At 35.4% G+C, this 23,248-nt stretch carries 26 protein-coding genes; 7 read left to right on the forward strand and 19 right to left on the reverse strand.

Annotated features, from left to right (window positions below; all coding sequences use genetic code 11):
* The first annotated feature begins 24 nt into the window (after positions 1 to 24).
* Complete coding sequence (locus CJF12_RS19310) at positions 25 to 546, forward strand: thioredoxin family protein (RefSeq protein WP_034685712.1); 522 nt, start codon at positions 25 to 27, stop codon at positions 544 to 546.
* 61 nt (positions 547 to 607) lie between these two features.
* Here CJF12_RS19310 and CJF12_RS19315 read toward each other — a convergent pair whose 3' ends face one another.
* From CJF12_RS19315 to CJF12_RS20050, 4 genes are all read right to left on the reverse strand, one after another.
* Positions 608 to 1,021, reverse strand: a complete 414-nt coding sequence (locus CJF12_RS19315) for a DUF7674 family protein (protein WP_034685709.1) — start codon at positions 1,019 to 1,021, stop codon at positions 608 to 610.
* Between the two features lie 53 nt (positions 1,022 to 1,074).
* Positions 1,075 to 1,206: a hypothetical protein gene (locus tag CJF12_RS20375; RefSeq protein ID WP_262483417.1), complete on the reverse strand. Its 132-nt coding sequence runs from the start codon at positions 1,204 to 1,206 to the stop codon at positions 1,075 to 1,077.
* Positions 1,207 to 1,339: 133 nt separating this feature from the next.
* Positions 1,340 to 1,696: a DUF7674 family protein gene (locus CJF12_RS19320; protein ID WP_034685705.1), complete on the reverse strand. Its 357-nt coding sequence runs from the start codon at positions 1,694 to 1,696 to the stop codon at positions 1,340 to 1,342.
* 7 nt (positions 1,697 to 1,703) lie between these two features.
* Positions 1,704 to 1,868, reverse strand: a complete 165-nt coding sequence (locus CJF12_RS20050; protein ID WP_165569119.1) for a hypothetical protein — start codon at positions 1,866 to 1,868, stop codon at positions 1,704 to 1,706.
* Positions 1,869 to 2,073: 205 nt separating this feature from the next.
* Here CJF12_RS20050 and CJF12_RS19325 point away from each other — a divergent pair, with 205 nt between their 5' ends.
* Positions 2,074 to 3,087, forward strand: a complete 1,014-nt coding sequence (locus CJF12_RS19325) for a nucleoid-associated protein (RefSeq protein ID WP_034685703.1) — start codon at positions 2,074 to 2,076, stop codon at positions 3,085 to 3,087.
* Positions 3,088 to 3,311: 224 nt separating this feature from the next.
* On the opposite strand, the gene CJF12_RS19330 is transcribed toward CJF12_RS19325, so the two are convergent.
* The 6 genes from CJF12_RS19330 to CJF12_RS19355 all read right to left on the reverse strand — a co-directional run bounded on the left by CJF12_RS19330 (position 3,312) and on the right by CJF12_RS19355 (position 10,782).
* Entirely contained in the window at positions 3,312 to 4,649 is a 1,338-nt protein-coding gene (locus tag CJF12_RS19330; RefSeq protein WP_095591046.1) for an IS1182 family transposase, read from the reverse strand.
* Positions 4,650 to 4,807: 158 nt separating this feature from the next.
* Complete coding sequence (locus tag CJF12_RS19335; protein WP_034687103.1) at positions 4,808 to 5,557, reverse strand: succinate dehydrogenase/fumarate reductase iron-sulfur subunit; 750 nt, start codon at positions 5,555 to 5,557, stop codon at positions 4,808 to 4,810.
* An 11-nt stretch (positions 5,558 to 5,568) separates the two neighbouring features.
* Positions 5,569 to 7,485: a fumarate reductase/succinate dehydrogenase flavoprotein subunit gene (locus CJF12_RS19340; RefSeq protein WP_034687110.1), complete on the reverse strand. Its 1,917-nt coding sequence runs from the start codon at positions 7,483 to 7,485 to the stop codon at positions 5,569 to 5,571.
* A 12-nt stretch (positions 7,486 to 7,497) separates the two neighbouring features.
* A complete protein-coding gene (locus CJF12_RS19345) occupies positions 7,498 to 8,154 on the reverse strand; it encodes a succinate dehydrogenase cytochrome b subunit (RefSeq protein ID WP_034687100.1) in 657 nt (218 codons plus the stop codon).
* A gap of 17 nt (positions 8,155 to 8,171) precedes the next feature.
* Positions 8,172 to 9,602 carry an anion permease gene (locus CJF12_RS19350; RefSeq protein ID WP_034687098.1) on the reverse strand — a complete coding sequence of 477 codons (1,431 nt, stop codon included), beginning with the start codon at positions 9,600 to 9,602 and terminating at the stop codon, positions 8,172 to 8,174.
* Positions 9,603 to 9,624: 22 nt separating this feature from the next.
* Complete coding sequence (locus tag CJF12_RS19355) at positions 9,625 to 10,782, reverse strand: porin (protein ID WP_034687096.1); 1,158 nt, start codon at positions 10,780 to 10,782, stop codon at positions 9,625 to 9,627.
* Positions 10,783 to 11,244: 462 nt separating this feature from the next.
* Here CJF12_RS19355 and CJF12_RS19360 point away from each other — a divergent pair, with 462 nt between their 5' ends.
* From CJF12_RS19360 to CJF12_RS19370, 3 genes are all read left to right on the forward strand, one after another.
* A complete protein-coding gene (locus CJF12_RS19360) occupies positions 11,245 to 13,434 on the forward strand; it encodes an ATP-binding protein (protein ID WP_034687094.1) in 2,190 nt (729 codons plus the stop codon).
* A 26-nt stretch (positions 13,435 to 13,460) separates the two neighbouring features.
* Positions 13,461 to 14,012, forward strand: a complete 552-nt coding sequence (locus tag CJF12_RS19365) for a biliverdin-producing heme oxygenase (RefSeq protein ID WP_034687092.1) — start codon at positions 13,461 to 13,463, stop codon at positions 14,010 to 14,012.
* 138 nt (positions 14,013 to 14,150) lie between these two features.
* The gene (locus tag CJF12_RS19370; RefSeq protein ID WP_034687090.1) at positions 14,151 to 15,077 is read left to right on the forward strand and encodes a malate dehydrogenase; all 927 of its coding nucleotides are present in this window, start codon (positions 14,151 to 14,153) and stop codon (positions 15,075 to 15,077) included.
* 74 nt (positions 15,078 to 15,151) lie between these two features.
* On the opposite strand, the gene CJF12_RS19375 is transcribed toward CJF12_RS19370, so the two are convergent.
* The 4 genes from CJF12_RS19375 to CJF12_RS19390 all read right to left on the reverse strand — a co-directional run bounded on the left by CJF12_RS19375 (position 15,152) and on the right by CJF12_RS19390 (position 18,036).
* Positions 15,152 to 15,568, reverse strand: a complete 417-nt coding sequence (locus CJF12_RS19375) for a VOC family protein (RefSeq protein ID WP_034687088.1) — start codon at positions 15,566 to 15,568, stop codon at positions 15,152 to 15,154.
* 137 nt (positions 15,569 to 15,705) lie between these two features.
* Positions 15,706 to 16,620, reverse strand: a complete 915-nt coding sequence (locus tag CJF12_RS19380) for an alpha/beta fold hydrolase (protein WP_034687086.1) — start codon at positions 16,618 to 16,620, stop codon at positions 15,706 to 15,708.
* Between the two features lie 87 nt (positions 16,621 to 16,707).
* Positions 16,708 to 17,259 (reverse strand): hypothetical protein, encoded by a 552-nt coding sequence (locus CJF12_RS19385; protein ID WP_034687085.1) that lies wholly within the window; start codon positions 17,257 to 17,259, stop codon positions 16,708 to 16,710.
* 366 nt (positions 17,260 to 17,625) lie between these two features.
* Positions 17,626 to 18,036 carry a DoxX family protein gene (locus tag CJF12_RS19390; protein WP_034687082.1) on the reverse strand — a complete coding sequence of 137 codons (411 nt, stop codon included), beginning with the start codon at positions 18,034 to 18,036 and terminating at the stop codon, positions 17,626 to 17,628.
* A gap of 117 nt (positions 18,037 to 18,153) precedes the next feature.
* On the opposite strand from CJF12_RS19390, the gene CJF12_RS19395 reads away from it, so the two are divergent.
* Positions 18,154 to 18,495, forward strand: a complete 342-nt coding sequence (locus CJF12_RS19395; RefSeq protein ID WP_034687079.1) for a winged helix-turn-helix transcriptional regulator — start codon at positions 18,154 to 18,156, stop codon at positions 18,493 to 18,495.
* A gap of 8 nt (positions 18,496 to 18,503) precedes the next feature.
* On the opposite strand, the gene CJF12_RS19400 is transcribed toward CJF12_RS19395, so the two are convergent.
* Positions 18,504 to 19,043 (reverse strand): GNAT family N-acetyltransferase, encoded by a 540-nt coding sequence (locus CJF12_RS19400; RefSeq protein ID WP_034687078.1) that lies wholly within the window; start codon positions 19,041 to 19,043, stop codon positions 18,504 to 18,506.
* A gap of 170 nt (positions 19,044 to 19,213) precedes the next feature.
* On the opposite strand from CJF12_RS19400, the gene pafA reads away from it, so the two are divergent.
* A complete protein-coding gene (gene pafA / locus CJF12_RS19405; RefSeq protein ID WP_034687076.1) occupies positions 19,214 to 20,860 on the forward strand; it encodes an alkaline phosphatase PafA in 1,647 nt (548 codons plus the stop codon).
* An 84-nt stretch (positions 20,861 to 20,944) separates the two neighbouring features.
* Here the strand turns inward: pafA and CJF12_RS19410 are convergent, their stop codons facing one another.
* From CJF12_RS19410 to nadE, 4 genes are all read right to left on the reverse strand, one after another.
* Positions 20,945 to 21,271, reverse strand: coding sequence for a barstar family protein (locus CJF12_RS19410; RefSeq protein ID WP_034687072.1), 327 nt, complete (start codon positions 21,269 to 21,271; stop codon positions 20,945 to 20,947).
* Entirely contained in the window at positions 21,268 to 21,882 is a 615-nt protein-coding gene (locus CJF12_RS19415) for a matrixin family metalloprotease (RefSeq protein ID WP_034687071.1), read from the reverse strand. The genes CJF12_RS19410 and CJF12_RS19415 overlap by 4 nt, the downstream gene beginning before the upstream one ends.
* Positions 21,869 to 22,372: a ribonuclease domain-containing protein gene (locus CJF12_RS19420; RefSeq protein ID WP_084675681.1), complete on the reverse strand. Its 504-nt coding sequence runs from the start codon at positions 22,370 to 22,372 to the stop codon at positions 21,869 to 21,871. Before CJF12_RS19420 ends, CJF12_RS19415 begins: the two co-directional genes overlap by 14 nt.
* An 82-nt stretch (positions 22,373 to 22,454) precedes the next feature.
* Entirely contained in the window at positions 22,455 to 23,246 is a 792-nt protein-coding gene (gene nadE, locus CJF12_RS19425; protein ID WP_034687069.1) for an NAD(+) synthase, read from the reverse strand.
* Between the last annotated feature and the right edge of the window lie 2 nt (positions 23,247 to 23,248).

The raw sequence follows: 23,248 nt of genomic DNA on the forward strand, positions 1-23,248 counted from the left end.
ATTCGTTTATCAAAAATATTGAAAATGAAATGTTCTAAAATAATACTGGTTCTTACTTTAATGATACTCCAATTTGGATTTGCCCAGGAAAAATCGGATGTTCTATTAAACAAAGCGCTTACTGAAGCTAAAAAAGAAAATAAAAATGCTCTTTTGGTTTTTCATGCTTCCTGGTGTCAATGGTGTAAGTTGATGGAGAAAAATATGAACCTTCCTGAAACAAAGCCGTTATTTGATAAGAGTTTTGTTACTGTTTATCTTGATGTTCAGGAAAGAGGAGAAAAGAAAGCACTTGAAAATCCTGGAGGCCAGGAATTGATGAATAAATACAAGGGAGAAAATGCAGGACTTCCTTTCTGGCTGGTATTAAACCCTAAAGGTGAAGTTCTTGTTGATTCTTTTAATGCAAAAGGTGAAAATCTGGGGTCGCCTGCAACTCCTGAAGAAGTAGATTTTTTTTTAACTAAATTGGAAAAGACTTCAAGGTTAAATAAAGCCGAGCTTCAAATTATTCAGAAAGTTTTTGTTAAGAGAAAAGCTCAATAAAAAAGCCTTAAAATAAAATCTCCCGGGATCAAAAGATTTCGGGAGATTTTTATCTGTCCAATTACTGTTTCTGTTTACAAAGCTTACAAAAGAATATCTCATCCTGTTGCTGCTGTTGCGAATATATTTCCTGAAATCTTACAGGCATATATTGGTACAATAGATCCCAATGTTGAACCTTAGAATGTTTTTTCATGCTTTCAAATGATCGTACAAAAAGGTTTTCAATAATGTCTTTCACATAAGAATTTCCATTTCTGTAAAGCCATTCCATCAGGCTGATATGATGGGCAATAATCGTGATTTTTGATTCCTGCAGCAGGTTTTTTAAATAATTTATGGTCGCCTGAATAATTCCTGCAAAATTGTCCTGCACTGCTAATTGGGTAATCTCACCTCTAAGAGTGGGATAGAAAAATTTTAAATACTCTACAGCTATTTTTTTGTTAATAGTTTGCATTGGTTCGTTCATCATAATAAATATTTTATTTTTCAAACACTTTTATCGCCGCTAAAACTGTACCAAACTTATAAACATGCAGCAAAAATAAATACACCTATAAGTAATGCGATATGGGTCACCCATATTTCAATATTGTGTCTGGAATTCGACTCTTTCCACTGTTTCCAGTCGAATTGTTTTCTGATTTTTGTTTTCATAATAGTCGTAATTTTGTAATGAAATCGTTGAAAAATGTAATAAAAAAATGAAGTGCCAGTCTTCGTCATGATTTTTTGTCGGAAAACCTGACGAAAAGGGCGAAATGTTTGTTTTTACACTAAATCGCTGACATTATAGCCCGTGAGTATAAATTTGTTTTGAATACAGCTTTTGTAAATCCTTGGAGATATGGTTGAAAATAGCTTTCCTATATTCTTCATTACAGAAAGTAGTCACATTATCCAATGAATAGATAAATGTATTCTCCACTGCATTTTTAAGCAATAAATCTCCGTTTTTATAGATCTTTCCCATTTTTTTTAAACTTTTAAATAAAAGAGTTCTTTCATTTTGGCGGATCATTCTTCTGATATGATCAGTAAAAGTCTGGATGACACTATAAGGAGTCTGTGTCTTGTTTTCGTTTAAATCATTTTGTATATCGGGAATCACTTCTGTAATTTCCTGAACAGCTTGTAAATAATTCATATTAAATTTAATTATGGGTTTGTTCTAATAATTTTATACATCCTCCAAAAATAAAGACCGTCATAAATGCAATGATCAGCAGATGATACGGTTTAAACCAATGGGGAGTTTTGGGTCCTCTACTTTTTAATCTTCTTAATGTATCGATTCTGTTTAAAGTTTTTAAGTCCATTTTGTTCTGCTTTGAACAGGATGATGCCAACGGTATTCCGTTATCTTTATTTTTATTTTAAGATGTTGTAATTTAGTTTGTTATATTAAATTTGTAAACGATGCAAATGAAAAAAGCATGTCAAAATGATAAGATTATTATCAGAATGAAATGATGTCTATTAATTTGAGATTATTAATATCTTTGCAGTCCATAAAAATCAAAAATGTTTTCAAAAATTATAGTACACAGAGTAGGTAATAAAATCAACGGGGAGTCTCTGACACTTTCCCAGGAGGAATTGCAATTGGATGAAGGAATGGCAGAATTGCTTGAAGATTATTTTCTAGGAGCTTTTAAAACCGAAGAAACCTATCAGTTTTACAGTGATTCCTATTTGGTAAATAATCCTATTTACAGTTCTGTATCAGAAATTTTTGATGATAAGGCAAAATTCCTTTGGGAGTCTGAGAATATTGCGAAACATCTTTTTGAAGCAGCTGAAAACCCAAGAGTTCAAGGAGGAGAATTATTTGTTGTTTTCTTTGAAGATGACAGGGAAGGGGACGAGAAAGTAGATAAAATAGGTATTTTCAAAACAGAGAAAAGAGAATCTTTTTTAAAAATATTTCCTCAGAACGAAACCTTCGAGCTGGAAAAAGATCAGGGAATTGGATTGTCGAAAATAGATAAGGCTGCATTGATCTATAATAACCATAAAGAAAGCGGATACATATTATCTGTTGTTGATAACAATAAGAATGGAGATATGTATTACTGGTTTGAAGATTTTTTAAAAGTAAAGCAACGTGATGATGAGTATTTCCATACTCAGGAAGCTCTAATGGTTTATAAAGACTATATCACCAAACAGCTTCCTCAGGAGTTTGAAGTTTCAAAGGCTGACCAGGCAGACTTTTTAAATAAATCGATCAACTTTTTCAAAGAAAAAGAGGAATTTAAAATGGATGAATTTGCAAGTGAAGTGTTGGGAGATGAGCATGTAATTGAAAGCTTTGTTAATTTTAAAACAGATTACGAACAGGATATGCAGATTAATATTGCTGAAGAATTTCCTATCAATGAAGCGGCAGTGAAAAAAACGCAAAGACATTTTAAAAGTATCATCAAATTAGATAAGAATTTCCACATCTATATTCATGGAGACCGAAAAATGCTGGAGCAGGGGCAGGATGAAAAGGGGAAGTTCTATATGCTGTATTTTGATAAAGAAGTGTAAGCTGAAGGGGGATTGAGAAAAGGCTAAAGGGCGAAACTGTAAAATCGCAAAATCGTTAATTCGTAAGACTGCCAATAATGGTTTACGGAAAGATATATAAGTAAAAAGAGGCTGTCTCAAAAGGACAGTCTCTTTTTAGTATTTCATTGAAAAAAGATTTCGATATTTTGAATAAAAAAAATATCTTGGAAAAAAGAAGATATAAGTCAAAAAAGCAGTCTGTTTTAGGCTGCTTTTGACATTTTCTTTAGATTGTGGGCAATTGCGAGTATGCCGATTTCTACCTCGACTTTATTTTTTCCCCGAAGCATGAATCGTTTAAAATTTTTGTTGTGTTTGAGCTCTGCAAAAACAGGTTCAACATCATGGGATCTTTGTTTTCTGAGTTTTATGCCCTTGCTGGTATTAAGAAGTTTGAAAACCTTTTCTCTGATTTTTGCCAATTTAGGATTGTTTTGTGAAGTGGTTATTTGTCCCGATTTCTGATCTTTTCTGAAGTAATTATATTTAACATAAGCTTTTATTTTCTTAGATTTTAACAAGTTGTAATTTTCTTCTGAGCCATAACCAGCATCAGCAACAAGCTCTTTGGGAGCTTTATGATAGCTTTCTTCAAAACCCAGTAAATGAGTCGCTAATGTTTTGGTGTCTGTTGGGTTGGGATGAATTGAATAATGTAAAATGAATTGTCTATGGGTAGAAATTTGTAGATTGTAAGCGGGTTTTAGTTGTCCGTTTCGCATATGATCCTCCTTCATTCGCATAAAAGTAGCGTCTGTATCGGTTTTGGAATAGTAATTTCTATCTTCTAATAATTCTTGCTGTTTTTTATATTTCTCTAAATTATCTGCCCAGTTTTTCTTAGCATAATTCAGTTTCTGACGAACTTTTGAAGCTACTTTTTTATCTTTCAAAACTTCATTGATCTTTTCGATGGTTTGAGTTACTTTTTCAGAATCTACTTCTTTAAAATCAATACTTTCTGTATTTTCAAGCTCGTCTTTGGCAACTGTTTCTGCATAGTTCCAAAGCTCTTCTAATTGCTCTGCAATCCTTTCTTTGTGTTTTTTGACAGCTCTTCCCCAAACAAAAGTATAGCGATTGGCATTGGCTTCTATCTTGGTGCCATCTACAAAAGTGGTTTTCAGACTTACCAAACCTTCCTTTTCCAAAAGAAGAACAATTTGTGTGAAAATAGCTTTAATCTCACCTTTCAATCGTTCACTACGGAACCTGTTTAAGGTGTTATGATCGGGACGGCTCATTGCAGAGAGCCACATAAAATGGATGTTTTCTTTCAAGGCCTGCTCCATTTTGCGGCTTGAATAGATATTGCTTAAATAGCCATAAATCAAAACTTTCAAAAGCATTTTCGGGTGGTAGCAAGATGTTCCGCCAGGTTTGTAGGTTTTAATTAAGCTTTTGATATCCAAGCCATCAATAATGTTTGAAACAATTTTCACAGGATGTCGCTCATCAATCAACTCCGATAAATTGGGAGGAAAAAGCAGATTTTCTTTGGGGGTGTAATCTTTAAAGACTACTTTTGACGTACTTAACACAATGCAAATTAATCAATTTGCAACTATTAGGAAAGCGAAAGCTTTCCTTTTTGCATAAAAAAGGCTATCTCTTTTGAGACAGCCTCTTTTATTTTTTCTGCCTTTTTCGCCTTTCAGCAGTTTTGCAAATTGACCATTTTACCTTTCAGCCTCTTCCATTATTTCTTTCTGAAAAATAAAGCCCTGCTGTATTCATAATTCATTCTCGCAATATTAAGTACTGAAATTCCTTGTGGGCATTCAACTTCACAGGCTTCCGTATTCGAGCAGTCTCCAAATAGTTCGCTGTCCATCTGTTGTACCATTTTAATAACACGTTCTTTTCTTTCTTCTTTTCCTTGAGGAAGTAATACCATATGAGTGATTTTGGCAGAGGTGAAAAGAGCTGCGCTTGCATTTTTACAGGTTGCCACGCATGCTCCACAACCGATGCAGGCTGCGAAATCGAAAGCTTCTTCGGCAACTTGATGCGTAACTGCTATGGTTGTAGCATCAGGAGCCTGGCCGGTATTTACCGATACAAAACCTCCTGAAGAAATAATCCTGTCAAAGGCCGAACGATCTACTTTTAAATCTCTTTTAATTGGAAAAGCCTCTGCACGGAAAGGTTCTATAACAATAGTTTCTCCATCCTTAAAAGAGCGCAGGTGCAGTTGGCAGGTCGTGGTATTTTCCAGAGGACCATGGGCTAAGCCATTGATCATCATTCCACACTGTCCACAGATGCCTTCACGACAATCGTGATCAAATTCTACAGGCTCATCTCCTTCGATAATCAGTTTTTCATTTAGGGTATCCAGCATTTCGAGGAAAGACATATGGGAGTTAAGTCCTTTTAAATCATAATTTACCAGCTTTCCTTCAGTCTTACGATCTTTCTGTCTCCATATTTTAAGGTGTAAATCCATAATTTTTGTTTTTATTTATAACTTCTTACGGTTGGTTGTATCTCTTCAAATACAAGCGGTTCTTTAATTAATTCCGGTTCATTGTTCTCTCCTGTCCATGCCCATGCAGAGATAAACTGGAACTCGGAATCGTTTCTCAATGCTTCTCCGTCTGGAGTCTGATATTCTTCACGGAAGTGAGCACCACAGGATTCATTTCTGGTTAAAGCATCATAGCACATCAGTTCTCCAATTTCAAAATAATCGGCTACACGGCCCGCTTTTTCGAGTTCGGTATTCATATGATCTTTATCTCCTGAAACCCGAACATTTTTGTAAAACTCTTCTTTTAACAGGCGTATTTCTTTAATGGCATATTTCAATCCTTCTTCATTTCTTGCCAGTCCACAATAATCATACAGTAGTTTTCCTAATATCTTATGATAATAGTCGACTGTTTTCGTTCCCTGAATGTTGATTAAACCTATGATCTGTTGCTTAACGGCATTTTCAGCCTTTTCAAACTCAGGATGATCTGTGGAAATTTTACCGGTATGAATTTCACCGGAAAGATAATTGGCAATGGTGTAGGGAGCAATGAAGTACCCGTCAACAGAAGCTTGAAGCAGGGAATTGGCTCCTAGTCTGTTGGCTCCATGATCTGCAAAATTAGCTTCCCCCAGAGCAAATAATCCCGGAATTGTTGTCATCAGCTCATAATCGACCCATAGGCCACCCATTGAAAAATGTGCTGAAGGAGAGATCATCATAGGTTCTTTGTAGGCATTGTATCCTGTAATTTTAAGATACATGTCAAATAGATTTCCATATTTTTCCTGGATCTTTTCTTTTCCCTGTTCTTTTATAGCTTTGGAAAAATCCAGATATACTGCATTTTTTAAAGGACCTATGCCAAATCCGGCATCAATTCTTTCCTTGGCTGCCCGGGAAGAAATATCTCTGGGTGCTAGATTTCCAAAAGCTGGGTATCTTCTTTCCAGGTAATAATCTCTTTCATTTTCGGGAATGTCGTTAGGAGTCCTGGTTTCATTTTCTTTCAATGGAACCCATATTCTCCCGTCATTGCGAAGAGATTCCGACATAAGCGTTAGCTTGGACTGGTAATCTCCTGATTGTGGTAATGAAGTAGGGTGTACCTGAATCCAGCTTGGAGAAGCCATGAGAGCTCCTTTTTTATGTGCTCTCCAGATCGCAGAACCATTGCATCCCATTGCCAGGGTTGACAAATAATAAATCTTACCATATCCACCTGTTGCTAAAATAACAGCATGAGCGGCATGTCGTTCAATTTCTCCGGTATCCAGATTTCTTACGATGATTCCTCTGGCTTTACCATCAATCATTACCAGGTCGAGCATTTCATGCCTTGAAAAAAGTTCCACGGTTTTTTTACTAACCTGTCTCATTAAAGCCTGATATGCTCCCAAAAGCAGCTGTTGTCCGGTTTGTCCTCTTGCGTAAAAAGTCCGGCTCACCTGAACACCACCAAAAGAACGGTTGTTGAGGTAACCTCCATACTCTCTTCCGAAAGGCACTCCTTGTGCTACAGCCTGATCGATGAGGTTTAAAGAACATTCTGCCATTCGGTATACATTGGATTCACGAGCCCGGAAATCACCTCCTTTTAAAGTGTCTACGAACATTCTGTATACGCTGTCACCATCATTTTTATAATTCTTAGCAGCATTAACACCGCCTTGGGCAGCAACTGAATGTGCCCTTCTCGGGCTGTCCTGAAAACAGAAAGATTTGACATTATAGCCCATTTCTCCTAAAGAGGCAGCAATTGAGCTCCCGGCTAATCCGGTTCCAACCACGATAACGTCTAGTTTTTTACGGTTGGCCGGGTTAACGAGTTTTGCTGTTTTTTTATAATTAGACCATTTTTGTTCTAACGGCCCTTGAGGTATTTTAGAATCTAGCATCATCATTTTTTTTATTTAATTGGCGGTGAAGAAAACGTAAATTGGCATTAGGGCAAATCCCAGACTGATAATTACCGAATAGGCGATTCCTATGGTTTTAAACCATTTGACAAATTTAGGATGGTACAATCCCAGCGTCCTGATTGCACTGTATATGCCATGAATAAGATGATAACATAGGGCAATCATGGACAGGATATAAATAAGTACATACCACCATTCCTTAAAGACTGTTATGACGAGGATATATAAATCTTTATTTCCATTTTCATCCAGTGGAGGAGTGCCGAATTTATAAACGTACCAGAAATTCTGAAAATGAATGACCAGAAAGATTAATAATAAAGTTCCTAATATGCCCATATTACGGGAATACCATTTACTGGCTCTCCCTCTTCTGTCAGATTGGTAGTTTCCTCCTGATTTTTTATTTTTTAATGTGATAATTAAGCCATCTAATGCATGAAGAGCAATACTGATGTAGAGGACATAGGAAACAATTTTTATTACAATATTTCCTGATAAAAAATGAGAGTAAGCATTAAATTGCAGATGAGCCTGCTCCTGAGGTAAAAACAGCTGAAGGTTTCCAAGGAAGTGAATCAGCAGAAAGAAGCTTAGGAAAAGTCCTGTAAGGCACATCAGCATTTTTCTTGACAATGTAGTCAGCATAATTTTTTATTTTTTTATTAATAATAACCTAAGATTTTCATCCAAAGACCTCCGACAACCATGTAGATAATAAGCAATACAATTCCTATTTCCAGACCACGAAGCCACCAGGCTTTCAATTCTACATAGCCACTTCCGAAAAATACAGGAGCTGGGCCATGGCCATAATGGGTAAGAACTCCGTAGATGGATCCTAAGAAACCCAACATCATAGCTAAAAGCATCGGGGGAATTCCAACTGCAACTCCTACACCCAATAATGCAGCATACATTGCAGCAACATGAGCTGTTGCACTAGCGAAAATATAGTGGCTGAAAAAGTACACGACTATAATTACAGGAAAGGCTACCTGCCAGCTTAATCCACCAATTTTAACTTTGATGAGATCACTAAACCAACCAATGAATCCCAGTTCATTTAATGAGCTTGCCATCATAACCAATACTGCAAACCAAACGATAGTATCCCATGCTCCTTTTTCAGCTTTTACATCCTCCCAGGTTAGTACAGATGTTAATAACAATAGGGTTAATCCAATAAAAGCAGTAGTTGTAGCATCAATAGAAAGAGCTCCGCCAAAAATCCAAAGAGCCAGCAGAATAAAGAATGCCAATAACATCAGCCACTCGTTTCGGGAAATAGGCCCCATTTCCTTTAGTTTTTCAGCTGCCATTTTAGGAGCATTTCCTGTTTTTTTCAATTCCGGCGGGTATAATTTGTATAAGACCAAAGGAACGACAAAGAAGGCAACGAGTCCTGGCAGAAATCCTGCTGCAGCCCATGACATCCAGGTGATATTAATTCCAAGGTTAGCAGCGAATTTCTGACACATTGGATTGCTGGCAGTCCCGGTTAAGAACATAGATGAGGAAATCAGATTCATATAGTAACTATTCAGTGTTAAGAATGAACCTAATTTTCTGTGGGTTTCAGGTTTCTCAGGGACGGAATCGAAACTGATAGCCATCGATTTCATAATAGGATAGATAATTCCGCCACCTCTTGCTGTATTGCTGGGTATAGCCGGTGCAAGACAAACGTCTGCAAGTCCTAAACCATAAGCTAAGCCTAAAGAACTTTTACCGAAAATTCTGATAAACAGAAAGGCAATACGGTTTCCAAGTCCTGTTTTAATAAATCCACGGGCAATAAAGAACGAGATTCCAATAAGCCAAATAACTTTATCTCCAAAACCAGAAAGTGCTTTTGTAATTGATTTTCCTGCATCTCCGGGAGCTACCACCTGCGTAAGTGCTGTAAATCCAACAGCCATCATACACATGGTACCCATTGGAGCAGCTTTAAGAATAATTCCTAAAATAGTTGCTGCAAAAATTGCAAATAAGTGCCACGCATCGGGAGTAACACCGTCGGGTACAGGAATGAACCAGATAATAAGGGCAACAGCAAAAGTAATTGCCACATTTTTGATATTAATTTCTTTCATAATAGTAAAATGATATTAATGATTAGAATCTACTCTGTACCTGAACAATGAATAGATTGTTGTTATATTGAGAAGTGTTGACAACCTGTTTTTTGTAACGGTCGAACTGAACACCGAGCTGGATTCTGGCTCCATAATTTTTAAGAAATTCTAAGCCAACCATAGGGGTGATGGTTTGCCGTGGGTTGGAATTCATTCTGAAATTGGTATCCAGATATTCATACCGGCAGGATAATTCAAAAGCGCTGAGATTTTTGTGATTAATCTCGTATCTAAGGTTAGGTAGAAAATAAATGCCGCGAATCAAATAGTTGTCCGGATTAGAAGGCCTTTGCTCCGGATCTATAGAATTGTATAATACATGATTGGTAGCTTGTTTGGCCTCCAGCTGCATGTCGAGACTCCATCTGGGGTCAAAAGTAACCAATGAGCTGAGATCAACCCCCAGAGCATATACTTTTTTACCGAATACTTCGCCGATACCACCATTTAACCCTACGTTAAAATTATATTTTTTGGCAAGACCGAATACTAACCTCGTTGAGTACTGTTTACCATTGTCATTATCATTAATCTGGTTTTTCCCGTTTCCATTAACTACAGAAACTGCGTATTGAAATGGGATTTCTCCCAGTTGAAGCTGACCGGTTGCAGACATTCCTATCTGAAAACTAGTCCATCCCAGTTTTCCAAATTCTGTATACTGGTTAGACCAGTCCAGGGATTTGATGATATCTATAGGATAAGTTTCTTCAATACCAAACCATGGACGAAACTGCCCAACAGTAATAGCTAGTTTTGGGTTGAAAGTATATTTTAAAAAAGCATTTTCTAGAACCCTGCTTTTGGGATCATTTTTGAAGTCTGCTAAATTTGCCAATAGAACAACCTCTGTACGTTTACTGATCTGTGCCCGAACCTGTACTCTCATATATTTGAGCATGAAATTATTATCGGTTCCAGAGCCATCTTCATGATGGAGACCGTTCACGTCCACATCTTTGGTCATGCCTACAAGATAACGTGCCTGAAAAAGTCCCTTGATCTGAAGTACGGGATATTTAACAGGATCTTCTTCCTGTTTGGCTTGAATGGTGTCTTTTACCTGTCCGGTCAATGATAAGGAGAATAACAAGAAGCAAAATAATTGCTTGCTTTTTTTTATTGAAAAAAAAGTCATAGTGCTTTATATTGGGTTAAATGATTGATGAGGTCTTCTAAAGTTTGCTCACTTTTGATGTACTTTAGAGAAATTCAGAAGTTTTAAGCTTAGGCAAAAACTGAAGATGATCGATGGGAAATTTTTCATGCTGATGTATTTGATTATTAGAGAAATAAATATTGAATAATTGGTTAAATAATTCAATATTTATCATTATATTCATGTTTTGGTGATATAAATTTACTAATTTTAGCTTAATTAACAGAATTATTATATTTTAATATTGGATAAATGCGAATAATCATTTATGAGGTTTTTTAAGAAAAATGACTTGTTTTTTTAGTGAATTTTTCTTATAATATAAATGAAAAAGGAATCTTTAAACAGGCCTGGTAATGAACGGACTATCTCCGAAAATTAGGTACCACAAAGTAATATAGCTCCGAAAAAATCGTTATATTTGATTGTTTTTTGAATATTATGAATTTTGTAGAATGTCATGAAGAGCCCATACATATTCCGGGGTATATACAAAGTTTTGGATACCTGATTGGCATTAATGCAGAATCTCACACCATTGCTTTTTTCAGTGAAAATATCAGGGATATATTTACTGTCGAGAATGTAAGATCAATTTTCGATAAGAAGATTACTGACATTCCTGAAAGCTTCCAAAGTATTATTGAATCAGAAATTTATACTTCACTGGATCAGTTCACCAGAAGAGAAAATGAGACCCATTTTGATAAAATATTTATCAATGGAAAAGAATATCATTTTTCCGTTTTTCGAAACGGAGACCATATCTTTTTAGAATTTGAAGCGGTATTAGAAAATCCTAATAAGCGGATATCTAATAAGTATGATAATTTCTATATTATTGACAATGCCCAAGATATTTGGGATCAGTTACTCAATACACTTTCCAAAATTGTGAATTATGACCGGATGATGGTGTATAAATTTATGGCAGATGGTTCAGGGAAAGTGGTGGCTGAAAAGAGAAATGAAAATATGCAAAGTTACCTTGGTCTGCATTATCCCGAAACGGATATTCCAATGCAGGCAAGAAGGCTGTATATGAAAAAAAGAAAACGGATTTTCAGTAATGTATATGCTGAAACAGTTCCCCTGATGAGTAAGACTGAAGATAAAATTGATCTTACCTTTGCTGCTTCAAGGGGAATGTCCCCGATTCATGGGCTGTATATTAAAAACTCAGGAGCTTCTTCAAGCTTCAGTGTTTCCATTATTATTGATGATAAGCTGTGGGGGTTGGTTACCTGTCAAAATTCTGAACCGAAACATATAGATCTTGAAGATAGGGTACAGGCAGGAATTTTCACTGCCTTGGCATCAAATGCCTACTCGTCATTTAAGACTAAGAATGAGCTTAAATATCGACTGGATTTAGATGAGCAGTCATCTTATTTAAAAACAGAATTTCTAAAATACAATTCTTTATTCGATTCTTTGGTTGAAAGCAGGATGGAAATTAAAGATTTACCGGAAGCCGATGGTCTGGCTATTATTTCTGATGAAAATATAGTAACTATAGGGATTACCCCTGTGCATGATGTGATCCGGAAAGTGGTAGACTGGGCCTATGAAAATACCGATAAAAGTATTTATATAAACCGCAGTTTCCTAAAGGAACATGCGGATGATTTACCCTTAGATAAAAATACAGCGGGCATTATCATTTATTTTATTGACAGGAGTAAAAATGAAATGCTGATGTGGTTTCGTAAAGAGTTTGATGAGCATATTCATTGGGCTGGAAACCCGGAAAAAAAGATAGAAATCTTCGTACAGGATGGACAGGAGAAGCAGGTGGTGTCTCCAAGAACTTCTTTTGAGGTTTTTGCAGAAAATATCAAAGGAAATTCAAAAAGATGGAATTCTAGAAATATCAGCGCAGTACATGCTATCCGGAATGTAATTTTAGAAACTTCCCACAAACAGTATAATATCATTAAACACCTGAACGATCAGTTGAAAAAAGTAAATGAAGAATTAGATAGTTTTTCCTATACAATTTCGCACGACTTGGGAACTCCCCTTACCGTTATGAAACTTAATGCTCAGATGCTGCTTGCCAATTTTGAAAATTCTGAAAAAAACACCAATAAGCTGAAGTCTATTATTGAAGAGATTGATAATATGGCTATAATGATGCATGATGTATTGCAGTTAAGCCGAGCTAAACACAGTGAAATAGAGCTGGAGAGTCTGCCGACCATGAATGCCATTAAAAAGATTTCGGAAAATGCGAAAATAACCTTTGATAGTCCCCGAAGTGAAATCATTGTTAAGGATTGTCCTGAGGTATTGGCAGATAAAACCATGCTCCATCAGGTATTTTTGAATATCATTAATAATGCTGTTAAGTACTCTTCACAACAAGACCGTCCAACTGTTGAAATTCATGGAACAGAAGATGATGAATTTGTAGTATATAGAATTTCAGATAACGGGATAGGAATTCCCAGTGAAGATAAACATAAAATGTTTAAAATTTTCAACAGGATGGATAATGCGAAAAAATTTAAAGGAAATGGAGTAGGTTTATCTATCGTTCATCGTATTATGAAAAGAATTGGTGGAAATGTAGATTATGAGAGTAATAAAGATGGTACTTCTTTCATTTTAACGTTTAAAAAGCCTTAAATTTGAGGAACTATTAAACTGTTATTATGGTATCAGAATATCTTAAAAAAAATACAGCAGAATATCATGACGCTGCTGAAAAGCTTTTTAACTCTGAAAAGATTTTCAATAAGACTTTTACTTTAGAAGACTACAAAAAAATCATCAATACCAATTACTTAATGCTTTTGCATTCTGAAGATAAAATATTCAAAAGTCTTTCTGAAAACTTTAAAGAAAAGCTTCAGCTGGATCAAAGAAAAAAGCTTTCTCTTATTGAAAAAGACCTGGAAAGCCTTGAATTGGAAAATCAAGTAGCTTCTCATCCTCTTGAAATCAAAAATGAACATGAGGCATTAGGAATGATGTATGTCATCGAGGGCTCTACATTAGGCGGTAATGTGATTGCCAAGCAACTTTCTAAAACGGAAGGCTTCGATGAGGTTACCTTTAATTTCTTTGGATGTTATCAGGAAAACACGGGACCGATGTGGAAAAATTTTAAAGAAGTCTTGGACACTGAGGTGACGGAAAATAATTACAGTGAAGTATTATCAGGGGCTAAAAAATTATATACGTTTTTACTAAACGTAAACTAAACACCCTTATCAATCTAAATATATCCTTTGCAGATAATTAAATTTCTGAAAGATTGCTCAATTTTTCAGGAATTATTAAATTTGGGAGTCAAATTTTTAGACTGAACTAAAAATAAATAATTTTAAAAAGTATACATTATGAAAGTAACTGTAGTAGGTGCAGGCGCTGTAGGAGCAAGCTGTGCGGAATACATCGCTATGAAAAACTTCTGTTCAGAAGTAGTTTTAGTAGACATTAAAGAAGGTTTTGCTGAAGGGAAGGCAATGGATTTGATGCAGACAGCATCGCTTAACGGTTTTTATACCAAAATTACTGGAACGACAGGAGATTACAGCAAAACTGCAGGTTCTCATGTAGCAGTAATCACTTCAGGAATTCCAAGAAAACCAGGAATGACAAGAGAAGAGTTGATTGGGATCAATGCCGGAATTGTAAAGGATGTTACTGCAAATCTTGTAAAACATTCTCCTGACGTTATTATCATCGTGGTTTCTAACCCTATGGATACAATGGCTTATTTGGTACACAAAACTTCTGGTCTTCCGAAAAATAAAATTATCGGAATGGGAGGAGCACTGGATTCTGCCAGATTTAAATACAGATTGGCTGAAGCATTAGAAAGTCCAATCTCTGATGTAGACGGAATGGTAATCGCTGCTCACAGTGATACGGGAATGCTTCCTTTATTAAGCAAAGCAACGAGAAACGGAGTTCCTGTAACTGAATTCCTTGATGCAGATCAACAAAAGTACGTTATTGAAGAAACTACAGTTGGAGGAGCTACATTAACTAAATTATTAGGAACTTCTGCTTGGTATGCACCGGGTGCTGCAGTTTCTGTAATGGTTCATGCAATTGCATGTGATCAAAAGAAAATGATTCCTTGTTCTTTAATGTTAGAAGGAGAATACAATCAAAACGATATCTGTCTGGGAGTTCCTGCTATTATCGGGAAAAATGGGGTAGAGAAGATCGTAAATATTACTCTTACTGCAGAAGAACAACTGAAGTTTGCTGAAGCTGCTAAAGCGGTAAGAGAAGTAAACGGAGATCTAAAGTTTTAATCTGATTAAACTTATATATAGAAAACGCGCCCTTCGGGCGCGTTTTTTTGTTACTTAAATATGCACGTAATAGATTATTTTTCTGCGTGAAGGCCGATTCTATTGCCTTCCGTATCTATGATGACCGCAATGTATCCTGCGTTCATCTGCATAGGGGGGCTAATTATTTTTCCACCTGCAGGTTCTACTTTATCCAGGACCTTTTGAATTTCGGGATAGGCGTTGATATAGACCAAAGTACCTTTTCCGGAAGGTTGATTGTTCTCAGATTTTGATAAAACTCCGGTAATTCTTCCTGAGGTTGCTTGTACAATGTTAGGATCATAAGGAAAGAATGTAAGTTCTTCATTCGTTTCGGGAATAGAGCGGGTGGTCATTTTAATATCTAAAATAGTTTCATAAAATGCTTTTGCTCTGCCTGTATCACTGACCGGGATTTCAAACCAAGTAATGACGTTGGTGTTTTCGTCGATTTTTTTTAATGTTTTCATAGCTCAATATTTATAGGTGTAAAGTCGGAGCATCCAATACAATACCAACCATGATGATCGTCATATAATTACTGAGTAAGTCTATGTTTTTTTATTCTGTTCAATTAAAAAAATGTGTAGTAAATAAATAGATGTTGTTATTTCTCTTTGCGTACAAAGTCCCAAACTGAATGGATAAATTCCGGATTTTTCTCATAATATAAAAGATGCCCACCGTTAATTTGTACTATTTTTTTATTGATAAACCGAAATGATTCATAATGTCTGGTACCTACTGCCTTGTCTCTCTTTCCAGTAATGATAAGGGTTGGGACTTTAATCTCCCTGGTCAATGGAGTATAATCCATATAATATTCGGAAAACTCTTTGGGCTTTGTAATAACAGCCATTCCAAAATCAATAATTCTTGGATTTAATGAGTCTATTTTATCCATTTCCTTAATAGTCTCAATGTCATCGGTCAAAAACCTATATCCCATTCTTTTAGCTCTCAATAATTTACTTAATTTAGAAAGCTCCGAAGAAAGACTGTCTTTTTCTATATTTTTGTTTTCCTGATGGAGAAGCTGATTAGCATATTCAATCTGTTCTTTAACAGATTTTTCATTTAGAAAATGTAAAGTCACATTGGCTAAAATAATACCTTTTACATGTTGTGGATACTTCTTTGCATAGTTTACCGCAATAATTCCACCGAACGAATGAGCCATTAGGAAAACCTTTTCTAATTTTAGATATTGCCGTAATTCTTCAATATCCTGGACCATTTTATCTAAGTGATAACTATCGGACTGGGCTGATTTTCCCGAGCCTCTTTGATCCATATAAATCATTTTGATATTTTTCTCCAGTTGATTTCCACCCAAGAGCTCAAATGAAGCATATCCCTGACCTGGCCCTCCGGGAATGTAAATACATGGCTCACCGACTCCAGAGACTTTGTAGTGTATTTTTACATGATCAGAAGTCTGGAAAAAGTCTTCGGAAGAGGACGTGTTTTGTGCAACGAGATTACTCACAATAAACAAAAACAGAAAGAGAAAAGTTTTCATATGCGGTATTATTTACACTAATAACAGTTTAATGTATCTATTTATTACACCACAGATATTTATTATTAACGCTCTTTAAGCTTTAGACTAATCATGTACGGTTTTTTTAGGTACTTTAAATAATATAATGACTGCCCATATTTGAAGGACGGTTTGAGTGATATTGATGACTCCAAGCACAGGGTTGCTTCGCAGAGTCATTAGTATTATCGGCAAAGCAAACAACCCTAAACCCAGGATTACCAGAAGAACATATTTTACCCAATCTGTTCCTTTTCCAGCTAAATAGCCCATTCCAAAAATAAATGAAAGAGTGATCAGTACTATAAATACAGCCATGGCTGATGTAAGAGATTCATAAGTCCAGATGATGTTTGCAACAGCTAACGCACCTGAAAGATATATTAAGTTAGCTGCCTTGGTATGATAGGGATGAATCATCACTTCTGTATTATTCTGCTTTTCTGCAATCAAAGTATTCTTTTTTTCAATCTCTTCAGGACTGAAAACTCTACCTCTTGCCTCTAATATTTCAAACGCATATTCAATAGCCTGAGGCATAAATCTACTGTCTGGTTTGATGTATTTTTCAAGCTCAGCACTTGACATTTTTTCTAGGATATTTTTATTTACACTCATTGATGATTCAATAATCTTTTGACGGGCAAATTTAATAAAAGCAGGAATACTTTGAGCTTTTTTGTAATCTGTTTTCGTATAGAAAGAGCAATTGGATGAATCATATCATAAAATTTTCAAATGGTATAATAAAATTTGTTGCTGATATTACTAAACAATGATTAAATTTTTTAATGACTATTTATTTGATCTGTAATAAAAATTAATTTTGAGTTGTCTATATAATAAACAGTCTCAGAGATTGAGTTTTCTTTTATAAGCACTAAAGAAAAGTATATAAGTTCATTCATATTCATGAGAATGTATTAATTGTTAGAGTGTGATTCTAAGATAAAACGCATCCAAAAGATGCGTTTTATTATATCTTTAATCGGTTCTTTCAATTGAATTCATATGCTTCAACTGCTTTTTTTTGCCCCAGGTGATATACAAAGCGATGAACAGAAATAAAATATTAATGCCAATTTGCGAAGTCTCTCCCCGGAAAATATGAAAAAGAGAAGCTGAAATCATTAATATGATTATTCCATAAGCAGTGTATGTGGTAAGTTTTGTTCTAGGGCTGATTATATTCGGAAGTAAGAGCCCGATAGCAGCTAATACATCTATAATTCCGGTAAAAATTACCAACTCTCTATTTTTTGCTGTCCATGGCCACATTTCAGCAAGCTGGTCAATAGGTTGAAATAGTTTCATAGCGGATGCCCAAAATAATGAAACAGATAGAAAGATCTGTGCGATCCAAAGTGAGATGCTTAAAATTCTTGAAGTTTTCATTTGTAATTATGTATTGTATTGATCAATCAAAATTACTTACTTTTGTTATCCGAGCAGGATTACTTTCCTGAGAGATAGTGCTATCTGGTCGGAAAGTAATATTGAAATCAATGAGTTATGCTAGCAAACGGAGGATGCCCTAAAACGATGCTTTCCATTAAGGATGCTTTGGAAGCTGTAGAAGGAAAGTGGAAATTACTGATTCTTTTTTCGTTATCCGAAAAGCCCAAAAGGTTTAACGAGCTTTCAAAAGAAGTAATTGGAATTACAGATAAAATGTTATCCAAAGAATTAAAGCTTTTGGAAATGAATAAGCTTATAAAGAGAGAAGCGTTTGACGCTGTTCCACCGAAAGTAGAATACTCTATTACAGAACATGGGATGTCTCTTGAAAAGGTACTGGATGAACTGCATTTCTGGGGATTATCTCACAGGTCAAGAATTCTGAGTGACTGGTAAATATTATATTACAGAACATCAAAGCTCATGTATATGGCCGTTTCTGTAGAATCTTTATATAATTTGGTATTAATACCCGTAAAATTAAATCCTGCCCGCTGATAGAATTTTATAGCTGAATAATTGGTGTTTTGCGTTTCCAATTCTACTATTCTGCAACGTAAATTTCGGGCTTCTCTACTGGCCATTTTGATTAGTTGCTTTCCAATGGCTTGCCCCCTTAGCTTTTCACTGATTAAAATGTTTTCTATATAAAAGCTGTTGTTCCATTCCCTATGCTCAGCGATGAGCCAGCCAACCAGCTTATCTCCGTCAAAGGCTCCAAAAGAATGTCCTTTCTCAATAATTTCATTGAGTTCGCTCATCTCATCGGAGTTTGTTTCCCAGACCTTTTTATAATGTTGTTTTTTCTCTCTTAATGAAAATTCAAATGTATGTGGCATTTCTATAGCGGATACTACAAATATAGTGTCCGTCTCATATCCGTTGAGCCCCCAATCTACCGTAGGGTTATTCCTGAGCTTTCCTAATTTTTTAATTTCTATCATAGTAAGTAAAAAGGGGTATTTGTTATTTTTTACAATGTGTATATTATCGATATAAATTATGAATCTGTAACGAGAAAAAGATTATTTATTCAGATTTTCAAATTTAAATAAAATTTCATACTACAAAACTTTGAAAACCCTTAAATTTGCTTTCAATAAAAATTTACTAGATGCTTAGGAAAATTTCAATTGCGGCACTTACCTTGTTGTCCGTAGTTACAATTGATGCTCAGAAGAACAAAAATTCTCAATTAGAAAGACCCAAATTAGTTGTAGGCTTAGTAGTAGACCAGATGCGTTGGGATTATTTGTATCGTTTTTACAACAAGTATGGAAATGATGGTTTCAAGAGGTTGCTGAACACCGGATATGCTTTAAATAATGTTCATATTCCTTATGTTCCTACGATCACAGCTTTAGGACACACTTGTATTTATACAGGGTCGGTTCCGGCAATTCATGGAATCGCGGGTAATGACTGGACAGATAAAGAAACAGGAAAGAATGTGTATTGTACTGCAGACGGAAGCGTACAACCTGTTGGAACTACCAATACGAAAACGGGAAGTCATTCTCCGAAAAACCTTTGGTCAACAACGGTTACGGATGAATTGAGATTAGCTACTAATTTCCAGGCAAAGGTAATTGGGGTATCTTTAAAAGACCGTGCTTCGATTCTTCCCGCAGGACATACGCCAAACGGTGCATTCTGGTTTGATGATTCTACAGGAAACTTTATTACCAGCAGCTGGTATATGAATGATTTACCACAGTGGTTGAAATCTTTTAACTCTCAGAACTTACCGGAAAAACTAGTAGCGAATGGATGGAATACCTTATTGCCAATCAATCAGTATACAGAAAGTGCTCCTGATAACTCTTCCTGGGAAGGGCTTTTGGGAAGCTCCAAAACTCCAACATTCCCATATAGTAATTTAGCCAAAGATTATAAAGATAAAAGAGATAATATCCGTTATACGCCTTTTGGAAATACATTGACCTTAAAATTGGCAGAAGCTTCTGTAGAAGGTGAAAAGCTGGGAGGTGATGATATTACGGATTTCCTTGCAATCAATTTAGCTTCTACGGATTATGCAGGCCATAAATTTGGTCCGAATTCTATAGAAGTAGAAGACGTTTACTTAAGGCTGGATAAAGATCTTGCAGAATTCTTCAATTATCTTGATTCTAAAGTAGGAAAGGGAGAGTATACGGTTTTCTTATCTGCTGACCATGGAGGAGCTCATTCTGTAGGATTTTTACAGGAACATAAAATTCCAACAGGTTTCTTTGGAGAAAACAGCCAGAAAGATATCAACCAAAAGCTGAAAGAAAAATTTGGCGTAGACAAGTTGATCAATGCGGTTGATAATTACCAGATTTATTTTGATAGAAAATTGTTACAAGACAATAAAATCGAATTAAATGATGTAAGAGATTTTACTATTCAGGAACTTGAAAAAGATCCTACTGTTTTATATGCAGTTTCTGTGAAAGAAGTTCAGGAAGCAACAATTCCGGAGCCTATCAAACAGAGAATTATCAACGGGATAAACAGACAAAGAAGTGGGGATATACAGCTTATCTCTCATGATTCTATGCTTCCATCTTATGCTAAAACAGGAACAACACATAGTGTATGGAATTCTTATGATTCTCATATTCCATTATTATTTATGGGGTGGGGGATTCAGCATGGAGAAAGCAATAAGGCGTACCATATGACAGATATCGCACCTACCGTTTCTTCTTTACTGAAAATTCAGTTTCCAAGTGGAAATGTAGGAAATCCTATTACAGAAGTAATTGGTAAATAACATTCACACGATATAACTAAAAAAGCATTCCAAAAGGAATGCTTTTTTAGTTATTATAAAATTTAAGAGATTTAATTTTCAGAATTATTCCTGATCTTCAGTCTCGTCTTCTTCATCCTCGTCCTCATCCTCATCCTCATATTGTTCAAGATAATAGCTGAATGTAAAGTCTTCTAATTCTTCGTCTGCATCTTCGAGAGTGGTAAGCAGATCTTCGAAAGTTTCAAGTTGGTCGACAGTCATGTTCACAAATTCAAGGTGAAGTGGCATTTCCAGGTCGCCGGTTATAACATCATAAAGTGCATCAAGGTTATCCCCAAAATATTCAGGAAGGGTGATTTTTTCTTTCAGCTGAGCATAAAAGTCCTCATAATCTCCTATGTTCGTAAAATCTATATATATTGTTTTCATATTGAGTTGAATTTCCAATTTTTATTCTTTAAAAAAGTCTTGCATTTCTGGCAAAAATCAATTTCTTCATCAGTAGGATTCTTACCTTCTGCACTTCTCATAAAACATGTTTTTTCTGGACAATGTTTCAGTCCTTGTGTGTGGCCAAGTTCATGAATAGCAATCTTAAAAAACTGTTCGTCTATTTTTTTATGGTTTAATCTGAAATTTGAAGCAACACAAGCTTTTCCTGGCCTGTAGCCTAAGCCCATTATTCCAAAATCTTTTATTTTACCTTTCGTAGTACTGATGTCTTTAGAGGTTAATCCAATTGTTATAAAACCATCTTCTGTCTTTTCACTTAAAAATTTGATTATAGAATCAGCCTTATAGCGTTTTCTTTCCTTGTAATATGCATTTTCGGGTAGATCTATAGCATCTAAAATTTTTATGTTTGGATAAATCTTTTTAATCTCAGCAGTTACGAACCTTACTCTTTCAGGTTTTATATCATTGAATGGTTGAATTAGTATTACTATTTCTTTCTTTTCTTTCTTTGATTTTTTTGGTGTGTCTGAACAGGAAAATAAAAGAATTAAAAATATAAGTAAAAAGTAATTACTGCTTTTCAAAACTTTTATAATGATTTTTGGTCAGGTAAACATCACCATTTTTAGTAAAGATAATGCGGTCCGCATTTCTGTTTCCACAGTTATAATTAACGTCTGCTTCAAAATATTGATTTCCTTTTGGTAGATTACCCTCTCTGTTTCCAAATCGGTCACCACCAAGAGCCCGTCCCGGTAATACTTGACAAAGGTTTCCCTGAGAGGGATTCCAACCTTGCTTTCTGGCCTCATTTTTTGTTATATAATAATCAGGAAGTCGATGATTTTGTTTTACATAACTAATCACTGTTTTTTCAGCAGTGAGTTGATCAATAGGCTGCTGATTCTGATTATTTACGGCTGATTTATCAGCGGTACTGCTATATTCAATATTGGGTTTGCCTGAGTCTCCGTCCTTTTTAGTCTCTGTAAATTTGTTAAAAACGTACATAACAAACATTCCGAAGAGAAGTCCAAGGCAGGCAAAAAATAAAGGTCTGGTTTTATTGTTCATAATATTTTATAATTTATCAATATAACAATATACCAGTTTACCAATGGTTTTAGTTGTTATATTGATTCATTGTTACATTATTTTAGGATCTCCATTCTTCAGGAATATCACAGACAGGGATAGGATTCATTTTATGTTGTGCTGCCTTATGCATTCTGTCAAAAATTAAAAATACTTCTTTATCGCGTCCCCCATAATCCTCAGCTGTTTTGGTTCCGTATTCTTTTTGAATTTTCTCCAATTCCGGATAAGTGGCACCAATTTGTTGTTCATCTGTTCTGTCAACATCCCAAAGTCCATCCGTAGGAATAGCCTCCTGAATATTTTTTACCAGATTCAATGCCCTGGCAAGCGTATATACTTCTGTTTTGTAAAGATCAGCAATAGGAGAAACATCTACACCTCCATCTCCATATTTAGTGTAAAATCCGATTCCAAAATCCTCCACTTTATTTCCTGTTCCACAAACTAATAGACCATTGATTTGTCCGTAATAGTATAAAGTAAGCATTCTTAAACGTGCTCTGGTATTGGCGAAAGCTAACTTCTCATTAGGATATAAATCTTCCTGTACGTTAAAGGTTTTATAGAGTTCTTCAAAAGCTGGTGTTAGGTTAACCGACATTGCCTCTACATTGGAAAACTTGGATTTCAGATCGTTCATATGTTCCCATGCCCGGTTCACCTGATCCTCTTTCTGACGAATTGGCATTTCAATTAATAGAGTTTTAAGACCTGTCATTGCAGCCAAGGTAGAAACAACTCCTGAATCTACACCTCCTGAAACGCCAATAACATAGCCGTTTACTTTTGATTTTTCAGCATAATCTTTTAACCAGCTTACAATATGATCTATTACTTTTTGTGTCTGCATTA

This window comes from Chryseobacterium piperi (assembly GCF_002285635.2).
Taxonomy (GTDB): Bacteria; Bacteroidota; Bacteroidia; order Flavobacteriales; family Weeksellaceae; genus Chryseobacterium; species Chryseobacterium piperi.

Excerpts from the sequence above, each read along its gene's own strand:
- CJF12_RS19310 (WP_034685712.1), top strand. The coding sequence starts at position 25 with ATGAAATGTTCTAAAATAATACTGGTTCTTACTTTAATGATACTCCAA.
- CJF12_RS19315 (WP_034685709.1), bottom strand. The coding sequence starts at position 1,021 with ATGATGAACGAACCAATGCAAACTATTAACAAAAAAATAGCTGTAGAG.
- CJF12_RS20375 (WP_262483417.1), bottom strand. The coding sequence starts at position 1,206 with ATGAAAACAAAAATCAGAAAACAATTCGACTGGAAACAGTGGAAAGAG.
- CJF12_RS19320 (WP_034685705.1), bottom strand. The coding sequence starts at position 1,696 with ATGAATTATTTACAAGCTGTTCAGGAAATTACAGAAGTGATTCCCGAT.
- CJF12_RS20050 (WP_165569119.1), bottom strand. The coding sequence starts at position 1,868 with ATGGACTTAAAAACTTTAAACAGAATCGATACATTAAGAAGATTAAAA.
- CJF12_RS19325 (WP_034685703.1), top strand. The coding sequence starts at position 2,074 with ATGTTTTCAAAAATTATAGTACACAGAGTAGGTAATAAAATCAACGGG.
- CJF12_RS19335 (WP_034687103.1), bottom strand. The coding sequence starts at position 5,557 with ATGGATTTACACCTTAAAATATGGAGACAGAAAGATCGTAAGACTGAA.
- CJF12_RS19340 (WP_034687110.1), bottom strand. The coding sequence starts at position 7,485 with ATGATGCTAGATTCTAAAATACCTCAAGGGCCGTTAGAACAAAAATGG.
- CJF12_RS19345 (WP_034687100.1), bottom strand. The coding sequence starts at position 8,154 with ATGCTGACTACATTGTCAAGAAAAATGCTGATGTGCCTTACAGGACTT.
- CJF12_RS19350 (WP_034687098.1), bottom strand. The coding sequence starts at position 9,602 with ATGAAAGAAATTAATATCAAAAATGTGGCAATTACTTTTGCTGTTGCC.
- CJF12_RS19355 (WP_034687096.1), bottom strand. The coding sequence starts at position 10,782 with ATGACTTTTTTTTCAATAAAAAAAAGCAAGCAATTATTTTGCTTCTTG.
- CJF12_RS19360 (WP_034687094.1), top strand. The coding sequence starts at position 11,245 with ATGAATTTTGTAGAATGTCATGAAGAGCCCATACATATTCCGGGGTAT.
- CJF12_RS19365 (WP_034687092.1), top strand. The coding sequence starts at position 13,461 with ATGGTATCAGAATATCTTAAAAAAAATACAGCAGAATATCATGACGCT.
- CJF12_RS19370 (WP_034687090.1), top strand. The coding sequence starts at position 14,151 with ATGAAAGTAACTGTAGTAGGTGCAGGCGCTGTAGGAGCAAGCTGTGCG.
- CJF12_RS19375 (WP_034687088.1), bottom strand. The coding sequence starts at position 15,568 with ATGAAAACATTAAAAAAAATCGACGAAAACACCAACGTCATTACTTGG.
- CJF12_RS19380 (WP_034687086.1), bottom strand. The coding sequence starts at position 16,620 with ATGAAAACTTTTCTCTTTCTGTTTTTGTTTATTGTGAGTAATCTCGTT.
- CJF12_RS19385 (WP_034687085.1), bottom strand. The coding sequence starts at position 17,259 with ATGAGTGTAAATAAAAATATCCTAGAAAAAATGTCAAGTGCTGAGCTT.
- CJF12_RS19390 (WP_034687082.1), bottom strand. The coding sequence starts at position 18,036 with ATGAAAACTTCAAGAATTTTAAGCATCTCACTTTGGATCGCACAGATC.
- CJF12_RS19395 (WP_034687079.1), top strand. The coding sequence starts at position 18,154 with ATGCTAGCAAACGGAGGATGCCCTAAAACGATGCTTTCCATTAAGGAT.
- CJF12_RS19400 (WP_034687078.1), bottom strand. The coding sequence starts at position 19,043 with ATGATAGAAATTAAAAAATTAGGAAAGCTCAGGAATAACCCTACGGTA.
- pafA (WP_034687076.1), top strand. The coding sequence starts at position 19,214 with ATGCTTAGGAAAATTTCAATTGCGGCACTTACCTTGTTGTCCGTAGTT.
- CJF12_RS19410 (WP_034687072.1), bottom strand. The coding sequence starts at position 21,271 with ATGAAAACAATATATATAGATTTTACGAACATAGGAGATTATGAGGAC.
- CJF12_RS19420 (WP_084675681.1), bottom strand. The coding sequence starts at position 22,372 with ATGAACAATAAAACCAGACCTTTATTTTTTGCCTGCCTTGGACTTCTC.
- nadE (WP_034687069.1), bottom strand. The coding sequence starts at position 23,246 with ATGCAGACACAAAAAGTAATAGATCATATTGTAAGCTGGTTAAAAGAT.